At 69.3% G+C, this 23,529-nt stretch carries 23 protein-coding genes; 12 read left to right on the top strand and 11 right to left on the bottom strand.

Annotated features, from left to right (window positions below):
- The first annotated feature begins 38 nt into the window (after window positions 1-38).
- Window positions 39-188: a hypothetical protein gene (locus ACIQF0_RS29045; protein ID WP_401034430.1), complete on the top strand. Its 150-nt coding sequence runs from the start codon at window positions 39-41 to the stop codon at window positions 186-188.
- On the opposite strand, the gene ACIQF0_RS29040 is transcribed toward ACIQF0_RS29045, so the two are convergent.
- Window positions 185-1,537 (bottom strand): PLP-dependent aminotransferase family protein, encoded by a 1,353-nt coding sequence (locus ACIQF0_RS29040; protein WP_401034427.1) that lies wholly within the window; start codon window positions 1,535-1,537, stop codon window positions 185-187. The two genes, ACIQF0_RS29045 and ACIQF0_RS29040, sit on opposite strands and share 4 nt — an antisense overlap.
- A 47-nt stretch (window positions 1,538-1,584) precedes the next feature.
- Here ACIQF0_RS29040 and ACIQF0_RS29035 point away from each other — a divergent pair, with 47 nt between their 5' ends.
- The gene (locus ACIQF0_RS29035) at window positions 1,585-2,523 is read left to right on the top strand and encodes a DMT family transporter (RefSeq protein WP_401034424.1); all 939 of its coding nucleotides are present in this window, start codon (window positions 1,585-1,587) and stop codon (window positions 2,521-2,523) included.
- Window positions 2,524-2,741: 218 nt separating this feature from the next.
- Here ACIQF0_RS29035 and ACIQF0_RS29030 read toward each other — a convergent pair whose 3' ends face one another.
- Genes ACIQF0_RS29030 through ACIQF0_RS29015 form a run of 4 tightly spaced genes read right to left on the bottom strand, consistent with a single transcriptional unit; the run spans window position 2,742 to window position 6,672 of the window.
- Complete coding sequence (locus tag ACIQF0_RS29030; protein WP_401034421.1) at window positions 2,742-3,278, bottom strand: hypothetical protein; 537 nt, start codon at window positions 3,276-3,278, stop codon at window positions 2,742-2,744.
- Complete coding sequence (locus tag ACIQF0_RS29025) at window positions 3,275-4,078, bottom strand: hypothetical protein (protein WP_401034418.1); 804 nt, start codon at window positions 4,076-4,078, stop codon at window positions 3,275-3,277. The genes ACIQF0_RS29030 and ACIQF0_RS29025 overlap by 4 nt, the downstream gene beginning before the upstream one ends.
- Before the next feature lie 10 nt (window positions 4,079-4,088).
- A complete protein-coding gene (locus tag ACIQF0_RS29020; protein ID WP_360037955.1) occupies window positions 4,089-4,643 on the bottom strand; it encodes a hypothetical protein in 555 nt (184 codons plus the stop codon).
- A gap of 52 nt (window positions 4,644-4,695) precedes the next feature.
- A complete protein-coding gene (locus ACIQF0_RS29015; RefSeq protein ID WP_401034415.1) occupies window positions 4,696-6,672 on the bottom strand; it encodes a thioredoxin domain-containing protein in 1,977 nt (658 codons plus the stop codon).
- 55 nt (window positions 6,673-6,727) lie between these two features.
- Between ACIQF0_RS29015 and ACIQF0_RS29010 the strand changes: the two genes are divergently transcribed.
- From ACIQF0_RS29010 to ACIQF0_RS28995, 4 genes are read left to right on the top strand one after another with little or no spacing between them, the layout of a single operon-like run.
- On the top strand, window positions 6,728-8,065 hold the full coding sequence (locus ACIQF0_RS29010) for a 3' terminal RNA ribose 2'-O-methyltransferase Hen1 (protein ID WP_401034412.1): 1,338 nt from the start codon (window positions 6,728-6,730) through the stop codon (window positions 8,063-8,065).
- Window positions 8,065-10,533 (top strand): polynucleotide kinase-phosphatase, encoded by a 2,469-nt coding sequence (locus ACIQF0_RS29005; protein WP_401034409.1) that lies wholly within the window; start codon window positions 8,065-8,067, stop codon window positions 10,531-10,533. The genes ACIQF0_RS29010 and ACIQF0_RS29005 overlap by 1 nt, the downstream gene beginning before the upstream one ends.
- Before the next feature lie 11 nt (window positions 10,534-10,544).
- Window positions 10,545-11,144, top strand: coding sequence for a DNA polymerase beta superfamily protein (locus ACIQF0_RS29000; RefSeq protein WP_360037967.1), 600 nt, complete (start codon window positions 10,545-10,547; stop codon window positions 11,142-11,144).
- Window positions 11,141-11,899 (top strand): DNA polymerase beta superfamily protein, encoded by a 759-nt coding sequence (locus ACIQF0_RS28995; protein WP_401034405.1) that lies wholly within the window; start codon window positions 11,141-11,143, stop codon window positions 11,897-11,899. The genes ACIQF0_RS29000 and ACIQF0_RS28995 overlap by 4 nt, the downstream gene beginning before the upstream one ends.
- Before the next feature lie 895 nt (window positions 11,900-12,794).
- Here ACIQF0_RS28995 and ACIQF0_RS28990 read toward each other — a convergent pair.
- The gene (locus ACIQF0_RS28990; protein ID WP_401034402.1) at window positions 12,795-13,109 is read right to left on the bottom strand and encodes a hypothetical protein; all 315 of its coding nucleotides are present in this window, start codon (window positions 13,107-13,109) and stop codon (window positions 12,795-12,797) included.
- Between the two features lie 2 nt (window positions 13,110-13,111).
- Complete coding sequence (gene mca, locus ACIQF0_RS28985) at window positions 13,112-13,981, bottom strand: mycothiol conjugate amidase Mca (RefSeq protein ID WP_401034399.1); 870 nt, start codon at window positions 13,979-13,981, stop codon at window positions 13,112-13,114.
- Between the two features lie 96 nt (window positions 13,982-14,077).
- Between mca and ACIQF0_RS28980 the strand changes: the two genes are divergently transcribed.
- Both ACIQF0_RS28980 and greA read left to right on the top strand, forming a co-directional pair.
- The gene (locus tag ACIQF0_RS28980; RefSeq protein ID WP_401034397.1) at window positions 14,078-14,500 is read left to right on the top strand and encodes a DUF4307 domain-containing protein; all 423 of its coding nucleotides are present in this window, start codon (window positions 14,078-14,080) and stop codon (window positions 14,498-14,500) included.
- A gap of 183 nt (window positions 14,501-14,683) precedes the next feature.
- The gene (greA, locus tag ACIQF0_RS28975) at window positions 14,684-15,181 is read left to right on the top strand and encodes a transcription elongation factor GreA (protein ID WP_319971601.1); all 498 of its coding nucleotides are present in this window, start codon (window positions 14,684-14,686) and stop codon (window positions 15,179-15,181) included.
- 29 nt (window positions 15,182-15,210) lie between these two features.
- Here greA and ACIQF0_RS28970 read toward each other — a convergent pair whose 3' ends face one another.
- Window positions 15,211-15,720 carry an Lrp/AsnC family transcriptional regulator gene (locus ACIQF0_RS28970; RefSeq protein ID WP_319980305.1) on the bottom strand — a complete coding sequence of 170 codons (510 nt, stop codon included), beginning with the start codon at window positions 15,718-15,720 and terminating at the stop codon, window positions 15,211-15,213.
- A 74-nt stretch (window positions 15,721-15,794) separates the two neighbouring features.
- Here ACIQF0_RS28970 and hppD point away from each other — a divergent pair, with 74 nt between their 5' ends.
- Together hppD and ACIQF0_RS28960 are read left to right on the top strand one after the other, a co-directional pair.
- Window positions 15,795-16,976, top strand: a complete 1,182-nt coding sequence (gene hppD, locus ACIQF0_RS28965) for a 4-hydroxyphenylpyruvate dioxygenase (protein WP_360037979.1) — start codon at window positions 15,795-15,797, stop codon at window positions 16,974-16,976.
- Between the two features lie 54 nt (window positions 16,977-17,030).
- The gene (locus ACIQF0_RS28960; RefSeq protein WP_093602603.1) at window positions 17,031-17,276 is read left to right on the top strand and encodes a hypothetical protein; all 246 of its coding nucleotides are present in this window, start codon (window positions 17,031-17,033) and stop codon (window positions 17,274-17,276) included.
- Window positions 17,277-17,331: 55 nt separating this feature from the next.
- Here ACIQF0_RS28960 and ACIQF0_RS28955 read toward each other — a convergent pair whose 3' ends face one another.
- From ACIQF0_RS28955 to ACIQF0_RS28945, 3 genes are all read right to left on the bottom strand, one after another.
- Entirely contained in the window at window positions 17,332-18,477 is a 1,146-nt protein-coding gene (locus ACIQF0_RS28955; protein ID WP_360037982.1) for a cystathionine gamma-synthase, read from the bottom strand.
- Window positions 18,478-18,588: 111 nt separating this feature from the next.
- Window positions 18,589-19,698, bottom strand: a complete 1,110-nt coding sequence (locus ACIQF0_RS28950) for an RDD family protein (RefSeq protein ID WP_360037985.1) — start codon at window positions 19,696-19,698, stop codon at window positions 18,589-18,591.
- Between the two features lie 92 nt (window positions 19,699-19,790).
- Window positions 19,791-21,161: a cystathionine beta-synthase gene (locus ACIQF0_RS28945; RefSeq protein ID WP_360037988.1), complete on the bottom strand. Its 1,371-nt coding sequence runs from the start codon at window positions 21,159-21,161 to the stop codon at window positions 19,791-19,793.
- A gap of 118 nt (window positions 21,162-21,279) precedes the next feature.
- Here ACIQF0_RS28945 and ACIQF0_RS28940 point away from each other — a divergent pair, with 118 nt between their 5' ends.
- Window positions 21,280-22,152: an SGNH/GDSL hydrolase family protein gene (locus ACIQF0_RS28940; RefSeq protein WP_401034389.1), complete on the top strand. Its 873-nt coding sequence runs from the start codon at window positions 21,280-21,282 to the stop codon at window positions 22,150-22,152.
- 91 nt (window positions 22,153-22,243) lie between these two features.
- Window positions 22,244-23,464: an acetyl-CoA C-acetyltransferase gene (locus ACIQF0_RS28935; RefSeq protein WP_401034387.1), complete on the top strand. Its 1,221-nt coding sequence runs from the start codon at window positions 22,244-22,246 to the stop codon at window positions 23,462-23,464.
- Window positions 23,465-23,529 lie beyond the last annotated feature (65 nt).

Genomic DNA, 23,529 nt, shown 5'->3' with positions numbered 1-23,529 from the left:
TGCCCCGCCAACCGTTCTACCTGGGGGTTTACCGAACCATGAACGCTTTCAAGATCGTCGCGGCCGCACTGCTGTTCGCCGCCGCGGCGGTGACGACGCTCAGCGCCACCGGCGACGGCACCGACCGCGAACACATCATGAGTGACCGCGAGCACATCATGAGCACCGCCCGCGAGCACATCCTCTAGGCCACCGCGACATCGGCGATCTCCCTGACCGCCTCGCGCAGACGGTCAGGGGTGAGCGCCGCGTAACCGAGCACCAAACCGGGCCACATGGGCGTGCGCGTGTACTGCGCCAACGCCCAGACGTGCACGCCACGCTCCGCAAGCCTGCTCTTCAACGCGAGGTCGTCCGTCCCGTCAGGCATGCGCAGCACGACGTGCAGACCAGCCGCGACGCCGATGGGCTGCCATGCGGGCAGATGCTCCGCAACGGCCTCCAGCAGCGCGTCCCGCCTCTTCCGGTAGAGCGCGCGCGTACGACGCAGATGCCGGTCATAGCCGCCCGTCCGCAACAGGTGCGCGAACGCGGCCTGCGGGATCGTGCCGGTGCCCATGTCGTTGTACTGCTTGCGTTGCACGATGCCTTCGCGCAGCCGTTCCGGCACCACGAGCCAACCGAGGCGCAACGCCGGCGCCAGCACCTTGCTCGTCGTGCCCTGGTACACCACGTGCTCGGGCGCGAGAGCCTGCAACGCGCTCAAGGCCGGCCGGTCGTACCGGTGCTCGGCGTCGTAGTCGTCCTCGATGATCAACGCGTCCCGCTCGCGCGCCCAGTCGACGAGCGCCCGCCGCCGTTCCGGATGCAGCACCACACCGAGCGGGAACTGGTGTGCCGCGGTGACCAGCACCGCCTTGCAGTCCGTTTTGGACAGAAGATCGACCCGGATTCCCTTGTCGTCCACCGGAATCGGCACGGTGTTCAGCCCGTGCGACCGCAGCATGTTCTCGCCGCCGAAGTGGCTGGGTTCCTCGATCGCGATGCTGCCGTTCAGGATCCGGGCGGTGAGCTGCAACCCGTCCGCCGCGCCGTTGGTGATCACCGCGTCCTTCGCGACGACCGCCCGCACCCGCGAGAGGTAGTCGACGATCTCCTTGCGCAGCCCCACGAAACCGGCAGGGTCCGGATAGGCGAGGTCCTCGTCGGGGAGCTCGGCGAGCGCCGACCGGTGGGCCGCCACCCACTCGGCGCGGGGAAACGCGCCCAACGCCGGCAGGCCGGGCCGCAGGTTGTACCGCCACCGCGGCGGCGGCTCGGGCACACCGCACACACCGGCCGGTCCGAGGCTCGCGACCGTGGTCCCCGACCCGCGCCGGCTGGTGAGATACCCCTCCGCGACGAGCTGCGTGTACGCCGACGTCACCGTCCCGCGCGCCACGTCCAGCTGCGCGGCCAGGTCCCGGCTCGACGGCAACCGCGTACCCGGCAGGAGCCGCCCGTCCCGGATCGCCCGGCGCAGTTCGACCTCCACCCCGCGGCGCCGCTGATGCCCCGGCAACAGCAGCTCGCGAAAAGTGGTCCAGTTCGTAGCCATCGAAGTGGAGCTTAAACCTGGACCAGTCGAGCGCAAGGCTGGTGGACATGAAACTCGGGGTGGCCGCGGGAGCGACAGCGGCAACGATCGTCGGAGCGTCCGTTCCGATCACGGGAATGCTGGAGGGCTACCCGGTCCTGACCGGTCAGGCCATGCGCTACGCCCTCGGCGCGGCCGTGTTGCTGCTGGTGGCACGCCGTCTGCCGATGCCGTCGTGGCGTGACGTCCCGCCACTGCTCGGCGTGGTCATCACGGGCATGCTCGGCTTCAACGCCGTGCTCATCGCCGCCCAGCAGTACGCGGAACCGGGCTTCGTCGCCGCCGTGATGGGCGGCGCCCCCATCGCACTGGCGCTGCTCTCCCGCCAACGAACCGCATCGGCCGTAGTGGGCGCCGTGGTGGTGGCGGCAGGCATCGTGCTGTTGTCCGGCGGCGGCTCGTGGCACGGCCCGGGCCTTGCGCTCGCTTTGATCACGATGGCCGGCGAGGTCTGCTTCACCTTGTTCGCCGTGGGAGTCGTACGACGCCTCGGCGTGCTCGGCGTGGCCACCTGGACGTGCATCCTGGCGACGGTGATCGGCGCGGTGCTCGGCACGTTCGTCGGCGGCTGGCAGATGCCGAACGCCAAGCAGGGCTTCTCTCTCGCGCTGCTGGCCGTGGTGGTGACCGCGCTGGCCTTCGGACTCTGGTACTTCGCCGTGAACCGCCTGGGCTCTGACCGCGCGGGCGTGCTCATCGGCCTGATGCCGGTCTCGGGCCTGGCAACGTCCGTGCTGCTCGGCGCACAGGAACTCACGCTCGTGTCCGTCGCCGGCGTCACCACCGTCGCACTCGGGTGCGTCATCGGGCTCCGCAGGGGAACGCACGAGCCAACTGGCACACACGAACCAACGGAAGCCCACCACACACACGACGCGGGCCGGGTACCCCCAAATTCAACACTAGCGAACGGGTCTGACACTCCTGCGGAAGTCGTTGCACCGTAAGGATGTCGGGGTTTGCCGACACGGAACGACGCGGTCGGCGCGAACCGGGCGACCGAGGCGACGACCCACGCTCCACCGACCGGACCGGACAGGTTGAGCCCCAGCGGGCTGGACGATTCACAGGTCGAACGAACGCAGGCGCTGTGAGCACGCGAATCCATGAGTGCGTGCGTCAGCTCGAAGAGTCGCGCGAGCAGTCGGAAGTCGCGGTCGAACGGTCAGCCGTCACCCGCCACCACGACGGCCATCTGCCGCACGATCGCCCGGGAGTCGCCAGGCTCGGCACAGACCCGGTCGAAGATCTCCCGCTGCGCCGCCGTGAACCGCCCTCGCTCCAGCAGGGCAACGGCAAGGCCTTGCACATCGACGTCCGCGGACGTGCCCTTCGAGTACCAGAACCACACGGCGTGAAGGGCGGCCTCGCGCGGTGCTCCGTACCAGTGCGAAGGCTTGTTCGGGTTGGGCGCGGACGGGTGCGGCACGCGGTAGCCCAGGCGCTTGGCCTGCTGCCGGAAAACGCCGTAGGCGCGCAGGTCAGCCTGCCAAGCGGCATGACTCGCGGTCAGCAGTTCCAGCGCCGCGGGCAGCAGGGCCGGGTCGCGGGTGAAGTCGCCGGCCACGGACTGCAGAAAGCTGAACGACGCGTGAAAACCAAGGGGGCGGTAGCCCCACAGGCACAGACGCAGAGCGCTGACGCGGTGCCCCAGCGGCAGCGAGGTGTCGAGAACCTTCCTCGCAGAGCCGGAAAAACTCACGAGCTGACCTTCGCGAGCCACGACGCGGCCTCGTCAGCGGGCAGCACGCGGGCGATGTCGACGAGAGGCGTCATCATCGGGTAGAGCCGACCCGTGTTCCACGACCGCTGGTACGGCGGCGGGCCGAGGACGACGACCCGGCGGCCCTCGAACAGCGGGATGTCGGACGGGCGGCCCTCGTTCCAGATCGTGTCGCCGAAGCCGTCGGACAGCTCGAACTGGCCGCGGATTCCGCCCTCTGGCTGGAGGTCCTCGCCCACCGACGCCGCCTCCACCCACGCGTCCAGCGGCGGTTCGCCGGGCACGTGCTCGGGGACCAGGCGGTACGCGAGCAGCGTGTGGAGCTGGAAGTTGTCGCCGAGGCCGCCGATCGTCACCTCGAAACCGGTGCCACTGGGGCGATGCAGCACCAGCAGCGGTTCGAGGTCCACGACCATCAGCAGGCCGTAGAGCCAGGAATCGGTTGGCACCGCGGCCATAAGGCGCGAGCGATGTGGCAAGCCGGCGCGGACGTCCTCGTCCTGCAAAGGCAGCAGAAGCGCGCGCTCCCAGGTCTCGCCGTCGCCTCGTTCGAAGGCTTCCACCACGCGCAGGACCAACGGCTCCAACGCATCGCACGCGCCGATGTAGAACAGCAGGTTGCCGAGCAACTCGTTGACCTGGACGTCCGGCGACGAGGACAGGACCAGGGCCGCCGCCGACATCTCGTCGGGCGAGCGGCCCTGGGCCTCATCGATGAACTTTTCGAACGCGCCCGGCTCGTCCCGGACGACCGCTTCCGCGACCGACGTCAGATCCACGAGCAGCAGGCTAGGCCAGATCAGGCCCCTGCGAACGGAGATCGTCGACCTTCGACATGGCGTCACGGAGTTCGTCGAGCCACGTGTCCGCGTGCTCGCCGACCAGGCGCACGGCCCATGCCAGAGCGTCTGCCCGTGAGCGGGCCACACCGGCGGCTACCAGCGTGTCGAGCACCTGGCGTTCCGGCTGGCGCAGGCGCGTCATGACCGGCACGGCCAGGTGCGTGAAGAGTTCGCGCGTGCTGCCCTGCACGGCACCCCAGGCGACCTTGCGGCCGTAGCGGTGCTCGGCCTGGCGGGCGATCTCGATGCGTTCCTCGCGGGTGTCCTCGCGCCAGCGCGAGATGCGGCCCGACTCGGCCGCGGCACGCGAGGCGTCGTCGAACTCGCCCTCCAGCGCGGGCAGCGTGCCGACGACCGTGATCTCCTCGCGGTCGATGATCACCTCGGGCGCGCCGGCGAACCAGGCGTCCGGGAGCCTTCCCGCGAACCACGCCGCCGCGTCGTCTGCCGAGGGCAGGTCCGCCTGCTGCCACCCGCCTCGTCCTCGCCATCCACGTCCCATTACAACCACCCCTGATTACATGATTACGTTGTAACCGACGTTACGCCTGCAATCAGCTGGTGGTGTTCGCCGTCAGTGAAGTGACCAGGGCATCTACCGACACGACAGGCCTGTCGCACACGTAGCCACGACACACGTAGGCCGCAGGGCCTTCGTCGACCAACGGCCGGTCTTCCAGCAACGGCACGGACGAGGGCTCACCGGCCACGACGACGCCGCCTCCGGGGACATGAGCAACCGCCGCCGCCCACAGCGACGCACGGCGCGAGTCGTCGGCACCCACCACGGCCACCTGCAACGGACCGGCTTCCAGCGCCTCGGCGACGGTCAGCCAGTGGCCGGCGAACCGGGGCGCCCGCGCGGCCAGCAGACCTGCCCGCGTGACGGCCTCCGACGCGGCGGTGAAGTACAGCGAAGAACGATCGGCGCCCGACAGCAGGGACGCCGTCGCCAGGGCCGAGGCCAGCGAGGACGCACCGGAGGGCGACGCGTTGTCGGTCGAGTCGGCTGGGCGCCGGACCAGGGTCTCGGCGTCGTCGGCGGTGTCGTAGTAGGCGCCGGGCGAGTCCGGGGCGGCGAACCGCGCGAGAGCGGTGTCCAGCAGGCCGCACGCCAGGTCGAGCCACCGGATCGAGCCGGTGACCTGGTGCAACGCCAGCAGGCCGTCGGCGAGGCAGCCGTAGTCCTCCAGCACGCCGAACGACGGTCCCGCCACGCCGTCCCGCGAGGTCCGCAGCAGCCTGCCCTCGACCACGTGCACCGAGGCCAGCAACTCCGCGGCCTCCGAGGCCGCCGCGATCCACGACGGCTCACCGAAGAACGCGCCCGCCTCGGCCAGCGCGGCGATCGCCATGCCGTTCCAGGAGGCGATCACCTTGTCGTCCCGGCCGGGCTGCGGCCTTCCGGCGCGCACCGCCAGCAGCGCGGCCCGCACCTCCTCCCCCGGCTCCGACACGAACCGCAGCGTCGACCTGCCGTCCTCGAAGTTCGGTTCGGAGGTCACGCCGAACGCGGCCGCCGCGTCGCCCAGTTCCTCGAACGACCACACGTAGGTCAGGCCCTCGACGCCCTCGGTGTCCGCGTCCAGCGAGGCCGCGAACCCACCCTCCGCCGTGCGCAGATCCCTCAGCAGGAACGACGCCGTGTCCCGCGCGACCCGCTCGTAGCGATCAGACCGCGTCACCCGCGTCAGATGCGTGTAGAAGCGAAGCAGCAAAGCGTTGTCGTACAACATCTTCTCGAAGTGCGGCACCACCCAGGACGTATCGACGCTGTACCGCGCGAACCCGCCACCGAGCTGGTCGTACAGGCCGCCGTTGGCCATCGCGTCGGCCGTCGCGGTCGCCATCGAGACGGCCTCGACCGAGCCGGTGCGTTCGTGGTGCCGCAGCAGGAACTCCAGCGCCATCGACGGCGGGAACTTCGGCGCGCCACCGAATCCGCCGTGGCGCCGGTCGAACTCGCCCAGCAACGACACCACCGCGCCCGCCAGCGCGTCCGAGTCCACAGCGGACGGAGGCAGCGGCGCGGCGTGGCGCGAGATCTCTTCCACCACAGCGGAAGCCGACTCCAGGATCTCGCCCGGCCGCTCGGCCCACGTCGCCGTCACGGCCTCGATGAGCTGCGTGAAGGACGGCATGCCCGGCCGCGGCGACGGCGGGTAGTAGGTGCCCGCGTGGAACGGCCGCGCGTCGGGCGTGAGGAACACCGTCATCGGCCATCCGCCCTGGCCGGTCATGGCCTGCGTGACCTCCATGTACACGGCGTCGACGTCCGGGCGTTCCTCGCGATCCACCTTCACCGACACGAAGTTCGCGTTCAGGAAGGCAGCGACCTCCGCGTCCTCGAAGGACTCGTGCGCCATCACGTGACACCAGTGGCAGGCCGCGTAACCGATGGACAGCAGCACCGGCACGTTGCGCCGTCGTGCCTCCTCGAACGCCTCCGCGGACCACGGCCACCAGTCGACCGGGTTGTCCGCGTGCTGCAGCAGGTAAGGGCTGGTCGCGTGCGCAAGCCGGTTAGTCATGCGAACCACACTAAATCAGCAGCGCGAAGGCCGACTGTCGATCAGACTCGACCTCGTGTTGCTCACCTTGACCACGACGCACCAGCCGGCGACCGATCTCGGCCACCTGCTGCACAAGCATCCCGACCGGGCTCAGTCCTTCACGACGAGCTCGGGCATCGCGCACGTCTTCTACCCGAAGGCGACGAACGAGGAATGCACGGTCGCCCTCCTGCTGGAGGTCGACCCCGTCGCGCTCGTCCGAGGTCCCGGCAGCACTCTCACGCAATACGTCAACGACAGGCCGTACGCGGCCGGGTCGTTGCTCACGGTCGCGCTCGGCAGCGTGTTCCGCACGGCCATGAACGGCCGCAGCGAGAGCTACCCCGAGCTCGCCGCGACGCCGATTCCGCTGGTCATCCGCGTTCCCGCGCTGCCTCACCGGCTCGCGGAGCGACTGTTCACGCCACTCGGCTGGGACGTAACGGTCTCCGAGCACGGCGACTCGCGCTTCGGCGACGTGACGCTGACCGGCACGGTGAGGCTCAGTGACGCGCTGAAGCACCTCTACGTGCTGCTGCCCGTGCTCGACGGCGGCAAGCACTACTGGGTCGCGGCCGACGAGGTCGACAAGCTGCTCAAGGCCGGTGACGGCTGGCTGGCCGCGCACCCGGACAAGGAGCTGATCACCACCCGCTACCTGGCGCGCAAGCGACCGTTGATCACCTCGGCCCTGGAACGGCTCGCGGACGTCGACGAGGTCGAGCCGGAGGAGCTGGACAACGCGCTGGCCGAACCGAAGATCTCCCTTGCCGTGCAACGCAAGGAAGCCGTGATCAAGGCGTTGAAGGACGCGCGGGCCAAGCGCGTGCTCGACCTCGGTTGCGGCGGCGGGGCGTTGCTGCGCGCGCTCGTCAACGAGCCCGAGTTCACCGAGATCCAGGGTGTCGACGTGTCCGCGAAGGCGTTGCAGGAGGCCGCGCGCAAGCTGCACCTGGACCGCATGGGCGACCGTCAGCGCGAGCGGATCACGTTGCGGCAGTCGGCTTTGACGTACGCCGACACCGAACTGGCCGGCTACGACGCGGCGGTGCTGATGGAGGTCGTCGAGCACGTCGACCCGTCGCGCCTGCCCGCGCTGGAGCACTCGGTGTTCACCGTGGCGCGGCCGGCGACCGTGCTGGTGACGACGCCGAACGTCGAGTACAACGTGCTGTTCGAGACGTTGCCGGAAGGGCAGATGCGCCACTCGGACCACCGTTTCGAGTGGACGCGAGCAGAGTTCGCGGCGTGGGCGGACGGCGTCGCGGAACGCCGTGGCTACCGCGTGCGGTACGTGCCGATCGGGCCGGAGGACGCCGAACGCGGCGCGCCGACCCAGATGGCCGTGTTCAGCCTGGGAGACGAGAACTGATGGAACTGAAGATCCCTGACCTGTGTCTGGTCGTGCTGGTCGGCGCCTCCGGTTCCGGCAAGTCCACGTTCGCGCGCAAGCACTTCCTGCCCACGCAGGTGCTGTCGAGCGACTACTTCCGCGGGCTCGTGTCCGACGACGAGAACGACCAGTCGGCGTCCGCGGCCGCGTTCGACGTGCTGCACTACGTCGCCTCCAAGCGACTGGAAGCAGGGCGCGTCACGGTCATCGACGCGACCAACGTGCAGGCGCCGGACCGCGCCAAGCTGATCGAGGTCGCGAAGAAGGCGAACGTGCTGCCGGTCGCGATCGTCCTCGACACCCCGACCGAGGTGTGCCTGGCGCGCAACGCACAGCGTCCCGACCGCGACTTCGGCGCGCACGTCGTGAAGCGGCACCGGTCGGCGTTGCGGCGCTCGTTGAAGTTCCTCGGCAAGGAGGGCTTCAAGCGCGTCCACGTGCTGCGCTCCGAGTCCGATGTGGACAACTCGACGATCGTGTACGAGCGCCTGCTCAACGACCTCAAGCACGAGACCGGCCCGTTCGACGTGTTCGGTGACGTGCACGGTTGCCGCGCCGAGTTGGAGGAACTGCTCGTCGAGCTCGGGTACTCGCTGGTTCGCGACGACGAAGGCCGCGCTGTCGACGCGGTCCCGCCTGATGACCGCAAGGCCGTGTTCGTCGGCGACCTGGTGGACCGCGGGCCGGACACCCCTGGCGTGCTGCGCCTGGTCATGGGCATGGTCGCGGCCGGGCACGCCTTGAGCGTGCGCGGAAACCACGAGGAGAAGCTCGTGCGGGCGATGCGCGGGCACAAGGTGACGGTCCGGCACGGGCTGGAGAAGTCGCTGGAGCAGCTCGCGCACGAGTCGGAGGAGTTCCGCCTGGCCGCGACCCGGTTCTGCGACGGGCTGGTCGCGCATTACGTGCTGGACGGCGGAAACCTCGTCGTCGCGCACGCCGGCCTGCCCGAGCGCTACCACGGCCGGGCGTCCGGGAAGGTGCGCAGTTTCGCCTTGTACGGCGACACGACCGGCGAGACCGACGCGCACGGGATGCCGGTGCGCCTGCCGTGGGCGAACGACTACCGCGGTGCGGCGATGGTGCTGTACGGCCATGTCCTGGTGCCCGAGGCCGAGTGGATCAACAACACCATGTGCCTCGAAACGGGTGTGGTGTTCGGCGGGAAGCTGACCGCGTTGCGCTACCCGGAGCGCGAAACCGTTTCCGTGAAGGCGCATCAGGTCTGGTACGAGAGCGACGCGCCGTTCCCGCCGAAGGCCGTCGAGCGCGCGCCGGACGTGCTGGCGCTCACCGACGTCACCGGTCTGCGCCGGATCGACACGGCGCTGCTCGGCGCCGTGACGGTCCGCGCGGAGCAGTCGGCTTCGGCGCTGGAAGTCATGAGCCGGTTCGCGATCGACCCGCACGACCTGCTGTACCTGCCGCCGACGATGGCGCCTGTCGCGACCTCGCAGCGCGACGACGTGCTGGAGCACCCGTCGGACGCGTTCGCCGACTACCTCGCGGCCGGTGTCACGCAGGTGATCTGCGAGGAGAAGCACATGGGCTCGCGTGCGGTGTTGTTGGTGCGCAAGGAAGGCGGTGCGATCTACACGCGCACCGGCCGTGCGTTCTTCGACGGCGCGCTGGGCATTGAACTGCTCGACGGCGTGCGTTCGGCGTGCGCCGGGCTGTTCGAGGAGTTCGCCACGGACTGGCTGCTCCTCGACGCCGAGCTGATGCCGTGGAACGCCAAGGCGTCCGGACTGATCCGCGAGCAGTACGCGGCGGTCGGGGCGGCTGCTGGCGGTGCGTTGCCGGTGGCGGTGGACGCTTTGTCCGCGGCTGCCGCTCGTGGCGTGGACGTGGCGGACCTGTTGGCGCGCACGTCGCAGCGTGCGTCGAACGCCGCGGCCTACAGCGCTGCCTACGAGCGGTACTGCTGGCCTGTTGAGGGGCTGGAGGGCGTGCGCATCGCGCCGTTCCAGCTGCTCGCGGCGGAGGGGCAGACGTTCCACGACCGTTCGCACCTGTGGCACCTGTCGGTGTTGGCCCGGTTGGAAGGTCCGTTGTTCCAGCAGACCCGGCACCTGGTGGTCGACGTCGGCGACCCCGCGCAGGTGGCCGCCGGTGTGCGGTGGTGGGAGGAGCTGACCGCGGACGGCGGAGAGGGCATGGTCGTGAAACCGCTGGCGAACCTCGGCGGACGCGTGCAGCCGGCCGTGAAGGTGCGCGGGCGCGAGTACCTGCGGATCATCTACGGCCCGGACTACACGACGCCTTCGAACCTGTCGCGGCTGCGCAAGCGTGCTCTCGGTCGCAAGCGCGGACTCGCCCTGCGTGAGTACGCCCTGGGCATCGAGGCGTTGGAACGTCTCGTGCGCGGCGAGCCTTTGTGGCGCGTGCACGAGTGCGTGTTCGGAGTGTTGGCGTTGGAATCAGAACCGGTGGACCCACGACTGTGATCCTCGAAGCCGTGATCGGGTCGCACGCCTACGGGCTGGCGACACCCGAGTCCGATGTGGACAGACGGGGCGTGTTCGTCGCGCCCACTGAGTCGTTCTGGCTCCTGGAGAAGCCGCCGACGTCAGTCGAGGGCCCTGCTCCGGAGCAGCTCAGCTGGGAGGTCGAGCACTTCTGCAAGCTGGGCCTGAAGTCGAACCCGACGGTGCTCGAAACGCTGGTGAGCCCGCTGGTGGAGATCAGCACGCCGATGGGAGAGGAACTGCGGGACCTGTTGCCCGCGTTCCTCTCCCGCTACGCCGTGCGAGCGTTCACGCGCGCGACGGAGATGCAGCTGTCGCGCGCGGGCCGCAACCTCAAGCCGAAGCAGCTCATGCACGTCGTGCGGCTGCGCCTGGTGGGCCTTCATCTGTTGCGCACCGGCGTCTACGACATCGCCGCGGACCGTTCGTTGCTCCAGATCCGCGACGGCTCGATGGCCTGGGACGACGCGGTGGCGTGGGCGCACCGCCTCGGCGACGAGATCGCTGAGGCCGAGGGCCCGCTGCCCGAGGACCCGGATCGGGCGCGGGTCGAGGACTGGTTGGTGTCGGTGCGCAGGAGGATGTTGTGAGCTACGAGGTACCTGACCTTCGTGACGTGGTCGCCGAGCAGTCGCACGGCCTGCTGTTCGCGACCGTGTCCGGCGCACACCTGTACGGCTTCCCGTCGCGGGACTCGGACGTGGACCTGCGCGGCGTGCACGTGCTGCCGCTCCCGGAGATCCTCGGCCTGCGGCGCGGCCCGGAGACCAAGGAACGGATGTGGGTGCGCGACGGCGTCGAGATCGACCTGGTCACGCACGACGTGCAGAAGTTCTGCAAGCTGCTCACCCGCCCCAACGGCTACGTGCTGGAGCAACTGCTCTCACCGCTGGTCGTGCACACCACGGACGCACACCGCAAGCTCGCCGACCTGGCCGCGGGATGCCTGACCTCACGGCACGGGCACCACTACCGCGGGTTCGCCGCGACGCAATGGCGGCTGTTCGAGAAGACCGCCGAGATCAAGCCGCTGCTCTACACCTTCCGCGCGCTGCTGACCGGCGTGCACCTGCTGCGCACCGGCGAGGTGAACGCGCACCTGCCGACGCTGCTCGAGAAGCTCGACGGCCCGGACTACCTGCCGGGCCTCATCGAGGCCAAGATCCTCGGCGAGCACCGGGCGCTGGCCGGGGTGCCGGGGCGGCCCGCTCCCGAGCGGCTGGAGGCAGACCTCGCGCACTGGCAGGAGGAGCTGCGGCAGGCGCGGGAGACCAGCGACCTGCCGTTGGAGCCGCCGGCGTTCGACGAGGTGCACGACTTCGTGGTGTCGACTCGGCTGGCCTGAGTTCGGGGCGGCCCCGCCTGGTCTGGCTGGGCTGGCCCGGCGCGGCTGCGTGGGCTGGCCCGGCTGATGTGCTGGCGCGGCTCGGTCGGCTGACGCGCCCGGCGCGGCTCGGCTGGTCCGGCGCGGCTCGGCTGGTCCGGCGCGGCTCGGCTGGTCCGGCACGGCTCGGCTGGTCCGGCACGGCTCGGCTGGTCCGGCACAGCTGGCCCGGCCCGGCTGGCCTGGCCCGGCCGGCCGCGTGGGCTGGGCTGGCTGGGCTGGGCTGGGCTGGTGTGCTGGCGCGGCTGGTCCGGCTGGTCCGGCTGGTCCGGCTGGCCCGGCCCGGCCGGCCCCGTGGGCTGGGCTGCTGGGCTGGGGTGGCTGGGCTGGGGCGGCTCGGTCGGCTGAGTGGGCTCGGCTGCGTGCTGCGTGGGCTGGCGAGGCTGGGCTGGGGTGCCTAGCTGGCGCGGCTGGTGTGCTGGCGCGGCTGGGTGTGCTCAGGCGGCTGACGCGCCCGGCGCGGCTGACTGGCCCGGCTCGCTGGGCTGGGTGGTGCGCTGACCGGGAGGGCTAGTCAAGTGGCGACCGATCCGGTCCGCCCTGGCCGACTGGCTTTGTTGCCCCGCCCGTCCGCCACAGCCCCGGCCCCCGGCTGAACCGACCGTGGTCCACCACTCGTCGGCCGTGACCCAGCAGATCTGACACAGCAGTCCTGGGGCGGCCGGGCTCACCTGACCTGTCCTGACCCTCGCCCCCCGCGCTTCCTCCTCTTGCGGAACGAAGGAAACGCGATTCGCGTTCCCGCGTATCCACAAGCTACCGCGCTCCGGCATCTCCGCAGGTCAGAAAGCCACAACCTGTGGACAACTCGCGATCATGACAATTCCAGCGAGTCGTTGTGCCGTGGCGCGCGAGGTCAGTCCTTCTTCTTCGCGGCCTTCGACGCCTTCGAAGAAGTGGGCTCCGCGGGCTCGGCCGAGGCCTCCGAAGAGGCCGCAGCCCCCTCGGCCGGCTCGTCGAACGACGCCGGCAAGCCCTTGATGTGCTTGTTCATCGACTTCACGAGGAAGAAGATCGCGATGAAGAAGACGATCAGCAGGACGAGGCCGACCGGGGAGGACTTGCCGAAGTCCTCGCCCTGGCCGCCCTTGTCATTGCCGTCGTTCGTGTTCGACGGCTGCACGGCGACGAGCGCCACCGTGCTGCCGAGGGAGAAGTCTGGGGAAAGCACCCCTAGACCTTAACTCCGGCGAACAGGTCGTTCTCCGGCAGCGTCGAGTCCACCTGTGACCGCACGAGCTCGTACTCCTCGGTCGGCCAGATCTCGCGCTGCAGGTCCATCGGGATGGCGAACCAGCGGCTGGTCGGGTCGATCTGGGTGGCGTGGGCCTTCAGGGCCTCGTCGCGGACGTCGAAGTAGTCCGCGCACTCGACCTGCGTGGTCACGCGGTCCATCACGTCCGGGCGGTCGGTGCTCCAGTTCGCGAGCCACTCGGTGTACGGCGACTCGATGCCGCGCGCTTCCATCGCCTCGTGGAACGCGACGATCTTGGCGCGCGAGAAGCCGTGGCCGTAGTAGACCTTCCGCGGTTCCCACGCCTCGCCCAGTTCCGGCTGGTACGAGGCGTCGGCGGCGGCGTCCAGGGCCGCCATCGAGATCTCGTGCGTGCGGATGTGGTCCGGGTGCGGGTAGCCGCCGTTCTCGTCGTAGGTCACCACGACGTGCGGGCGGAAGTCGCGGATGGCCTCGACCAGGGACGGCACCGACTCCTCCAGCGGCACGAGGGCGAAGCACCCCTCGGGCAGCGGCGGCAGCGGGTCGCCCTCGGGCAGGCCCGAGTCCTTGAAGCCCAGCCAGCGGTGCTGGATGCCGAGGATCTTGGCCGCGCGGGCCATCTCCTCGCGGCGGACCTCGATGATGTTCTCGAGCACGTCCGGCCTGTCCATCGCCGGGTTGAGGATGCTGCCCGCACCACCGTCGGTACAGGTCACGACCATCACGTCGTGCCCTTCCGCGATGTAGCGAGCCATCGAGGCCGCGCCCTTGCTCGACTCGTCGTCGGGATGTGCGTGCACTGCCATAAGGCGCAGCTTTTCGGCCATGACCCCCGTGGTCCTCCTGTGTGAACGGTCCTGCGACACTCATCAACTGAACGCCGGGCACCATTGTTCCCCAGAGGCCGAGGAGGACGCGGACAAGTGGCACAGCGCGTGCTCCCCGAGGGGCGCTACAGCAAACAGAGCCGCAAGCCGCTGGCCAAGTGGACGCGGTGGGCGTTACTCGCTGTAGCTGTTGCGGTGGGTGCCCTGATCGCCTTCGTCGGTTACCGAAATCTCGGCACTAAACCGATCGAAGCCAAGCAGACCGCGTTCATCCTCCTCAGCGACGACCAGGTGAAGGTCAGTTTCGAGGTTTCCCGCGATCAACCGGAGCGCGCTGCCGTCTGCATCATTCGGGCCCGGTCCAAGGACGGGGACGAAGCGGGTAGACGCGAAGTTCTGGTGCCGCCGGGAAATGACGTCGTCGTAGAGACAACAGTTCTCCGCACCTCGAAGCCGCCGGTCACCGGCGAGGTGTTCGGGTGCTCCTACCAGGTTCCCTCCTACTTGTCCACGAGCTAGCGGCCAAGCGGGTGATCTGCGGTTTAAACGGCGAGATGGGGAACAAATCGCCGTCGCTGAACGTTGTCTGCGTGTTACTATTGCCGCTCAAGCACGGCCCCGGCGCGGGCCGTGTTTTTCCGTTCCGGGCCAGCGGCCCGGGAACTATCTGGTGACACGTGTGCACCAGAGCAAGACGAGGAGTTGGTGACCGTGAGCGACACCCAGGTGACCTGGCTGACCCAGGAGGCCTACGACCGGCTCAAGGCTGAGCTGGACGAACTTATCGCGTACCGCCCGGTCATGGCTGCCGAGATCAACGCCCGTCGCGAAGAGGGCGACCTGCGTGAGAACGGCGGCTACCACGCGGCTCGCGAGGAGCAGGGCAAGCAGGAGGCGCGCATCCGCCAGCTGCACGAGCTGCTCCAGGCCGCCAAGGTCGGCGAGGCTCCCACCACCAAGGGTGTTGCAGCACCGGGCACAGTGCTGACGATCCGCTACGAAGGCGACGACGAGGCGGAGACCTTCCTGCTCGCGACCCGCGAAGAAGGCGCGCACGGGGAGATGGAGGTCTACTCTCCCCTGTCGCCGCTCGGCAAGGCGCTGAACGGTGCGAAGGACGGCGAGACCGTGTCCTACGAGCTGCCGAACGGCAAGCAGCAGAAGGTCACGCTGATCTCCGCGGTTCCTTACCAGTCGTAGTCACGCCACATAAACGTGCGAAGGGGCGGTCACCTCGGTGGCCGCCCCTTCACGCGTTCCAATAGCGGCCGCACACGTGGGGGCACGGGCGTTGACAAAGCAATGGAGGTCGACAAACGACGAACGTGAGGCACGTCAACAATGTGATCGACCACGCGTTGCAGGTCCGCGTTCGACCTCGCGACCATTCGCACGAACAGATCGCCTTGGCCCGTTGTCGCGTGCACCTCGCACACCTCGCTGATCGCGGCCAGTCCTTCGCACACCTCGGCCCGGCGTCCCTGCGCGATCTCGACCGTCGCGAACGCCGTCAGCCCGTAGCCCATCGCGCCGAGGTCGAGCGCCGGCGGGAACCCGGTGAGCACGCCCCGCTCGACCAGTCTGTCCAGCCGGGCCTGCACGGTGCCGCGGGCGACCCCGAGCCTGCGTGAGCATTCGAGGACGCCCAGACGGGGCTCGTCCGTCAAGAGCAGGAGCAGCTTCGCGTCCAGTTCGTCCACGGGCTGGTCAGAGTGCTCACTCTGCTGATCCAAGGGCATAGATCACTATACAAACTGTCCTGTGAATTCGCTGACTGTTGCTCACCCTGCTAGGTCGAATCATGCTGATGGACATGACGCAGCAGCTTGACGACGTGAGCTACGACCAGCTCCGGCAGCTCGTGGGGTTGGTCGACTACGACGCGACCAAGGACCCCTTCCCCGTGCGCGCCATGGACGCCGTGGTGTTCGTCGCGGGCAACGCCACGCAGACCGCGTGGCTCTACCAGGTGGCGTTCGGCATGGAGCTCGTGGCCTACGCGGGCCCCGAGACCGGCCAGCGCACCCACAAGTCGTTCGTGCTGAAGTCGGGCTCGGCCCGCTTCGTGATCCACGGCGGCGTCACGCCCGGCTCCGAACTCCTCGACCACCACCGCCGTCACGGCGACGGCGTCATCGACCTGGCGCTGGAGGTCGGCGACGTCGACCAGTGCATCAAGCACGCCCGCGAGCAGGGCGCGACCGTCCTGGAAGAGCCGCACGACGTGTCCGACGAACACGGCACCGTGCGCCTCGCCGCGATCGCGACGTACGGCGAGACCCGCCACACGCTCGTCGACCGCTCGAAGTACGAGGGCATCTACCTGCCCGGTTACGTGGCGCGCAGCTCGTCCGTGAAGCGTCCGGAAGGCGCGCCGAAGCGCCTGTTCCAGGCCGTCGACCACTGCGTCGGCAACGTCGAGCTCGGCAAGATGGACTACTGGGTCGAGTGGTACAACCGCGTCATGGGCTTCGTGAACATGGCGGAGTTCATCGGCGACGACATCGCCACGGACTACTCGGCACTGATGTCCAAGGTCGTCTCGAACGGCAACCACCGGGTCAAGTTCCCGCTCAACGAGCCGGCGATCGCGAAGAAGAAGTCGCAGATCGACGAGTACCTGGAGTTCTACGAGGGCGCGGGCGTCCAGCACATCGCGCTGGCGACCAACGACATCATCAAGACCGTCACGGCCATGCGCGACGCGGGCGTCGAGTTCCTCGAAACGCCCGACTCCTACTACGACGACCCCGAGCTCCGCGCGCGCATCGGCGAGGTCCGGGTTCCGATCGAGACCCTGAAGGAACACCGCATCCTGGTCGACCGCGACGAGGACGGCTACCTGCTGCAGATCTTCACGAAGCCGATCGGCGACCGCCCGACCGTCTTCTACGAAATGATCGAGCGGCACGGCTCGCTGGGCTTCGGCAAGGGCAACTTCAAGGCCCTTTTCGAGGCGATCGAGCGCGAACAGGAGCGACGCGGCAACCTCTGACGCCGATCCCCCGGTAGGCTGCCTTACGGGGGACTCACATCGGGTGGAGGTGGCATGGCATTCGCGCGACGCGTGGCCGCGGTGATTCCGCTGGTCGGAGCCGTGACCACGGCTGTGGCACTGACCGGCGCGGCGTTCCTGACCGTGGCGCACGCAGGCTGTGACGAGGCCGGCCGCTTCGTCCGCACCGGCGACGCGATCCAGTTCGTCGGCGGCTGTGTGAACGGCGCCGACCTACCGTCGGCTCCGACAGCCGAGGCCGAGAACGTGGACAGGTTCGGCGGCTCGAAGAAGCCTTAGAAGACGCGAAAGGCCCCTCCCAGCCAGGAGGGGCCTTCTGCGTTGCCGGGAGAACTCAGCCCAGGGCTTCGAGCAGGTCAGCCACCAGGTCGTCGCCGGACTCGATGCCCACCGACACGCGGACCAGGTCGGCCGGCACCTCCAGCAGCGACCCGGAAGTGGACGCGTGCGTCATCTTCCCGGGGTGCTCGATCAGGGACTCGACCCCGCCCAGCGACTCGGCCAGCAGGAACAGCTTGGTCCGCGCGCAGACCTCGAGAGCCGCCTCCTCGCCACCGTCGACGATGAACGACACCATCCCGCCGAACCGGCTCATCTGCTTGGCCGCGACGGCGTGGCCGGGGTGCGACTCCAGGCCGGGGTAGATGACCTTCTTCACCTTCGGGTGCCGCGTCAGGGCCTCGGCGACCAGCTCGGCGTTGTCGGAGTGCTTCTCCATCCGCAGCTGCAGCGTCTTGATGCCGCGCAACGTCAGGTAGGCGTCGAACGGCCCGGGCACAGCACCGGCCCCGTTCTGCAGGAAGCCGAACGCCGCGTCGACCTCCTCGTCAGAGGTGATCAGCGCACCACCCACGACGTCGGAGTGGCCGCCGACGTACTTGGTGGTCGAGTGCAGCACCACGTCCGCACCCAGCTCCAGAGGAGTCTGCAGGGCAGGCGAAGCGAAGGTGTTGTCCACGACCAGCTTCGCGCCGGACTCGTGCGCGACCGAGGCGATGGCCGCGATGTCGCCGATGTTCAGCAACGGGTTCGTGGGCGTCTCGATCCACACGAGCTTCGTCTCGGGACGGATGGCGGCGCGGATCGCGTCCACGTCGGACACGGGTGCCGGCGAGTGGGTGACGCCCCACTGGGAGAAGACCTTGTCGATCAGCCGGAACGTGCCGCCGTACGCGTCGTTCGGGATGACGATGTGGTCGCCGGGCTTGAGGAACGTGCGCAGCGCGGCGTCGGTCGCACCCATGCCGGAGGAGAACGCACGGCCGTAGCGGCCGCGTTCGAGCGACGCGAGGCACGTCTCCAGTGCGCGGCGGGTCGGGTTGCCGGTGCGCGAGTACTCGAAGCCCTCACGCAGGCCTCCGACGCCGTCCTGGGCGTACGTCGAGGTCGCGTAGATGGGCACGTTCACCGCACCCGTGGTCGGGTCCGGGTCCTGACCGGCGTGGATCGCCCTGGTGGCGAAGCCGTATGGGGTGCTCATGTCCGAAGGGTACTCACCCATCTGGCCGCCGACCGCAAGTGTCCAAGCAGTGAAAACAGACCAGCCCCCGGCCGTGATGGCCGGGGGCTGGTCGAAGTGCTGCGGAGGGACTTACCAGCCCTGCTGCTGGCCGCCGTAGCCCTGCTGCGGGGGCTGGCCGTAGCCACCCTGCTGCGGAGGCTGCTGCTGCGGGTAGCCGCCCGTGCTCGGCTGCTGCGGGTAGCCACCGGTGCCGGGCTGCTGCGGGTATCCGCCGCCGCCGTAGGACGCGGTGTCCGGCCAGTTGATGACGACCGTGCCGCAGATCTTGTCGGAGTAGGTCTCCTTCTTCGGCTGGTTCCACAACGGCGCGAGGTAGTTGATCAGCGAGCCGATGCCGCAGAGCAGACCGAACGCGTTGTTCAGCAGAAGGCGCAGGAAGGCCACACCGCCGCCGGGCGGCTGCTGCGTGTCCTCCTTGATGACCTTGATCTTCGCGACCTTCTTGCCGATCGACTGGCCCGTGGAACCGCCCTTGAGGACCGTGTTCCAGATGTAGAAGCCGAAGAGACCGCCGTAGCCGACCACGTAGGCGATCAGCACGAAGAGGCCGGCGGAGGACGCGTCACCCGTGCTCGCGCCGATCCCGCTGAAGACACCGATGATCACAGCGGCGACCAGGCCGGGAGCGCCGTAGTCGATGAGGCCCGCGACGGCGCGCGAACCCCACTCGGCGTAGCCGGTCGGAGGCATCGGGGCGCCGTAGCCGGGCTGGCCGTAGCCGCCGGGCTGGCCGTACGGCTGCTGCTGCGGCTGGCCGTACGGGCTCGACTGCGGAGCGCCGTAGGGCTGCTGCGGCTGACCGTAGGGCTGTTGCTGCTGCGGCTGGCCGTACGGGTTGGACTGCGGCGCGCCGTAAGGCTGCTGCGGCTGACCGTAGGGCTGCTGCGGAGCGCCGTACTGGGGCGGCTGCTGGGCGGGGAATCCGCCAGAGCCGGGTCCCTGCGCCGGGAAGCCACCCGAAGCGGGAGGCACCTGCCCGGGGCTGACGACCTGGGTGGCGTCCGCGTTCTGCTGCGGTGCGGCGGGAGCCTGACCAGGCGAGACGACCTGCGTCGCGTCCGGGTTCGGGTACGCCGAAGTCGGCTGCCCACCCCCTGGGACGATCTGCGTGGCGTCCGCGTTGGGCTCCTGCTGCGGCTGACCGCCGAACTGGTTTCCTGGCGGCTGCGGAGCGTTCATCCGGTTTCCAACCCCCTTGGCTGGGCCGTGGGTACGAGTAAGACTGATGATGATCTGGGGCGTCACGCTATCGGACGCACCGGCCTCTACGCTCAGCGACCAGCCAAGAACCCCAGAATGTCCTGCCGAGTTACCACTCCGGCGGGCTTGCCGTCCTCCAGGACGAGGGCGGCGTCGGCGTGCGAGAGCGCGTTCATGGCGATGCCGACCGGCTCACCGGCGCCGAGCGTGGGCAGCGGCGGCGACATGTGCTTGTCGAGGCGGTCCGACAGCTGGGCCTTGCCGGTGAACAGGGCGTCGAGCAGGTCGCGCTCGTTGACGGCGCCCGCGACCTCGGCCGCCATGATGGGCGGTTCGGCGTTGACGACGGGCATCTGCGAGACACCGAACTCGCGCAGGATCGCGACGGCGTCACCCACGGTCTCGTTGGGGTGCGCGTGCACGAGGTCGGGGAGCATGCCGCCCTTGCGGCGCAGCACGTCGCCGACGGTCGCGCCGGTCGAGTCGGGCGGCAGGAAGCCGTAGGACGCCATCCAGCGGTCGTTGAAGACCTTGGACAGGTAGCCGCGGCCGCCGTCCGGGAGGATCACGACGACGACGGCGTCTTCTGGCAGGTCACGAGCGATGCGCAGCGCGGCGGCGGCCGCCATGCCGCAGGAACCGCCGACGAGCAGGCCTTCCTCGCGGGCGAGGCGGCGGGTGGTGTCGAACGAGTCCGCGTCCGAGACCTCGACGATCTGGTCGCAGATGGTCTTGTCGTACGCCTCGGGCCAGAAGTCCTCGCCGACGCCCTCGACCAGGTACGGGCGGCCGGTGCCGCCGGAGTAGACGGAGCCTTCCGGGTCAGCGCCGATGACCTGCACGGCGCCGTCGGAGATCTCCTTGAGGTAGCGGCCGGTGCCGGAGATCGTGCCGCCGGTGCCGACGCCCGCGACGAAGTGCGTGATCTTGCCGGCGGTCTGGCGCCAGATCTCGGGGCCGGTCTGGTGGTAGTGGCTCGCCGGGTTCTCCGGGTTGGAGTACTGGTCGGGCTTCCACGCGCCAGGGATCTCGCGGACCAGCCGGTCGGAGACGTTGTAGTACGAGTCCGGGTGCTCGGGCGCGACGGCGGTCGGGCACACCACGACCTCGGCGCCGTAGGCCTTGAGGACGTTGCGCTTGTCCTCGCTGACCTTGTCCGGGCAGACGAACACGCACTTGTAGCCCTTGCGCTGGGCGACCAGGGCGAGCCCGACGCCGGTGTTGCCCGAGGTCGGCTCGACGATCGTGCCGCCGGGCTGAAGTTCACCCGATTTCTCCGCGGCCTCGACCATCCGCAGCGCGATGCGGTCCTTCACGCTGCCGCCGGGGTTCAGGTACTCGACCTTGGCCAGCACCGTGGCCTTGATCCCCGTGGTCAGGGAGTTGAGCTTGACCAGCGGCGTGTTGCCGACCAGATCGACGACGTGCTCGACGTACTCCACCGGTATCTACTCCCTGCTCCCACTCTCCGAGATAGCGGGACGAAGCCTAGCTCGAGTGGCTGCGGAGGTTAATTCGAACAGCGGAACCGACGATTCCACTGGAAAGGGGGTGTTGCGGATGATCGGACTCAGGACGCTGCGTGCTGTGGCGATGACCGCCGCGACGCTCGGAGGCCTGTCGGGCGCACTGGTCGGATTGCTCACGGAGCAGGGCAGACGTGCTCGGACGGCCATCGGCGTGCTGGAGCACCTGTGGCCCGCGCCGGACGGCGTGTACCTCGACGACGGCCGCGATCCGCTGCGGCTGGCGGTGCTCGGCGACTCGATGGCGGTGGGTGTCGGTGTGACCCATCCCTCGCAGATGCCGGGCGTGCTGCTGGCCCAGGCGCTGGCGGAGGAGGCCGAACGGCCGGTGCGCCTGTCCACCTACGCCATCAGCGGCTCGACCACCCGTGACCTGGTGCCGCAGGTCGACGCGGCCGTGCAGGACGCCCCCCAGGTCGCGTTGATCATCATCGGCGCGAACGACGTGACGTCGCGGATGAGCCCCGCCGAGTCTGGACGGCTGCTGGCCGAGCAGGTGCGCAAGCTGCGCGCGATCGGCTGCGGCGTCGTCGTCGGCACGTGCCCCGACCTGGGGATCGTGCGGCCGATTCCCCAGCCGTTGCGGATGGTCGGGCACCAGTACAGCCTGCGTCTCGCGGCGGCGCAGACCGCTGCCGTGCGCCGGGTGGGTGGCGTGCCGGTGTCGCTGGCGAACCTGCTGGCGCCGGAGTTCATGGCGCGGCACGTCGACATGTTCAGCTCGGACCGCTTTCACCCCAGTTCCGTCGGGTACGAGGCGGCGGCGGGCGTGTTGCTGGCGCCGTTGTGCCAGGTGGCGGGGCTGTGGCCGGGCTGGGGCGCACCTGCTCTGCCGTTGCGGTCGGCGGCCGCTTTGGCGGTCCGGCCATCCCGCGTTCCCGGATGGCTGCAAAGACGGCACGCATGAGTTCCGGAATTCTCGTCACGTGCGCTGGCCGGGGTGAGCGGGCGTTAACTAGGCTCGAAGGCAACCTTGACTCTCAACGAGGAGTTTCGTGATGCCTGAGGCCGTGATCGTCTCCGCCGCCCGCTCCCCCATCGGCCGTGCGGGCAAGGGCTCGCTGAAGGACGTGCGGCCCGACGACCTGGTGGCGCGGATGATTCGCGCGGCACTGGACAAGGTGCCGCAGCTCGACCCCGCGCAGATCGACGACCTGATGCTCGGCTGCGGCCTGCCCGGCGGCGAGCAGGGCTTCAACATGGCGCGCGTCGTGTCCGTGCTGCTGGGCTACGACAACCTGCCCGGCACGACCGTGACCCGGTACTGCGCCTCGTCCCTGCAGACGACGCGCATGGCGCTGCACGCGATCAAGGCGGGCGAGGGCGACGTGTTCATCAGCGCCGGCGTCGAGACCGTGTCGCGGTTCGCCAAGGGCAGCTCCGACTCGTGGCCGGACACCCACAACCCGCTGTTCGGCGAGGCCGAGGCGCGCACGGCCTCCGTTGCCCAGACGGGCGCTTCGGAGTGGGTCGACCCGCGTTCGCTGGACGTCGTGCCGGACGTCTACGTCCCGATGGGCCAGACCGCCGAGAACCTGGCTCTGCTCAAGGGGATCTCGCGCCAGGAGATGGACGAGTTCGGCGTCCGCTCGCAGAACCTCGCCGAGAAGGCCATCGCGGACGGCTTCTGGGCCCGCGAGATCACGCCGGTCACGCTGCCCGACGGCACCGTGGTCTCGTCCGACGACGGCCCGCGTGCCGGCGTCACCTACGAGGCCGTGTCCCAGCTGAAGCCGGTCTTCCGCCCCGACGGCCGCATCAACGCCGGCAACTGCTGCCCGCTCAACGACGGCGCCGCGGCCCTCGTGGTCATGTCCGACACGAAGGCCCGCGAACTCGGCATCACGCCGCTCGCCCGGATCGTGTCGACCGGCGTCTCCGGCCTGTCGCCGGAGATCATGGGCCTCGGCCCGGTCGAGGCCTCGAAGCGCGCGCTGGCGCTGGCCGGCCTGTCGGTCTCCGACATCGACCTGGTGGAGATCAACGAGGCGTTCGCCGCCCAGGTGATCCCGTCCTACCAGGACCTCGGAATCGACCTGGACCGGCTGAACGTGAACGGCGGCGCCATCGCGGTCGGCCACCCGTTCGGCATGACCGGTGCGCGCATCACCACGACCTTGATCAATTCGCTGCAGTTCCACGACAAGCAGTTCGGTCTCGAGACCATGTGCGTGGGCGGCGGCCAGGGCATGGCGATGGTCATTGAGCGCCTGAGCTGAGCTTTTGCTCAAGATCTGCAATTTGACGCTTGCAAGTAGCTCCGCTTCACCCGAACGGAGCTACT

The organism is Lentzea sp. NPDC092896, assembly GCF_044754905.1.
Classification (GTDB): Bacteria; Actinomycetota; Actinomycetes; order Mycobacteriales; family Pseudonocardiaceae; genus Lentzea.
Note: the sequence above shows the minus strand (reverse complement) of the source record. Positions and strands in the feature narration are given on the sequence as shown.

Coding starts and splice junctions, on each gene's coding strand:
- ACIQF0_RS28935 (WP_401034387.1), top strand. CDS start 22,244: ATGCCTGAGGCCGTGATCGTCTCCGCCGCCCGCTCCCCCATCGGCCGT.
- ACIQF0_RS29035 (WP_401034424.1), top strand. CDS start 1,585: ATGAAACTCGGGGTGGCCGCGGGAGCGACAGCGGCAACGATCGTCGGA.
- ACIQF0_RS29045 (WP_401034430.1), top strand. CDS start 39: ATGAACGCTTTCAAGATCGTCGCGGCCGCACTGCTGTTCGCCGCCGCG.
- ACIQF0_RS29015 (WP_401034415.1), bottom strand. CDS start 6,672: ATGACTAACCGGCTTGCGCACGCGACCAGCCCTTACCTGCTGCAGCAC.
- ACIQF0_RS29005 (WP_401034409.1), top strand. CDS start 8,065: ATGGAACTGAAGATCCCTGACCTGTGTCTGGTCGTGCTGGTCGGCGCC.
- ACIQF0_RS29040 (WP_401034427.1), bottom strand. CDS start 1,537: ATGGCTACGAACTGGACCACTTTTCGCGAGCTGCTGTTGCCGGGGCAT.
- ACIQF0_RS28970 (WP_319980305.1), bottom strand. CDS start 15,720: ATGCCCTTGGATCAGCAGAGTGAGCACTCTGACCAGCCCGTGGACGAA.
- ACIQF0_RS29020 (WP_360037955.1), bottom strand. CDS start 4,643: ATGGGACGTGGATGGCGAGGACGAGGCGGGTGGCAGCAGGCGGACCTG.
- ACIQF0_RS28940 (WP_401034389.1), top strand. CDS start 21,280: ATGATCGGACTCAGGACGCTGCGTGCTGTGGCGATGACCGCCGCGACG.
- ACIQF0_RS28950 (WP_360037985.1), bottom strand. CDS start 19,698: ATGAACGCTCCGCAGCCGCCAGGAAACCAGTTCGGCGGTCAGCCGCAG.
- ACIQF0_RS28955 (WP_360037982.1), bottom strand. CDS start 18,477: ATGAGCACCCCATACGGCTTCGCCACCAGGGCGATCCACGCCGGTCAG.
- ACIQF0_RS28960 (WP_093602603.1), top strand. CDS start 17,031: ATGGCATTCGCGCGACGCGTGGCCGCGGTGATTCCGCTGGTCGGAGCC.
- hppD (WP_360037979.1), top strand. CDS start 15,795: ATGACGCAGCAGCTTGACGACGTGAGCTACGACCAGCTCCGGCAGCTC.
- mca (WP_401034399.1), bottom strand. CDS start 13,981: ATGGCCGAAAAGCTGCGCCTTATGGCAGTGCACGCACATCCCGACGAC.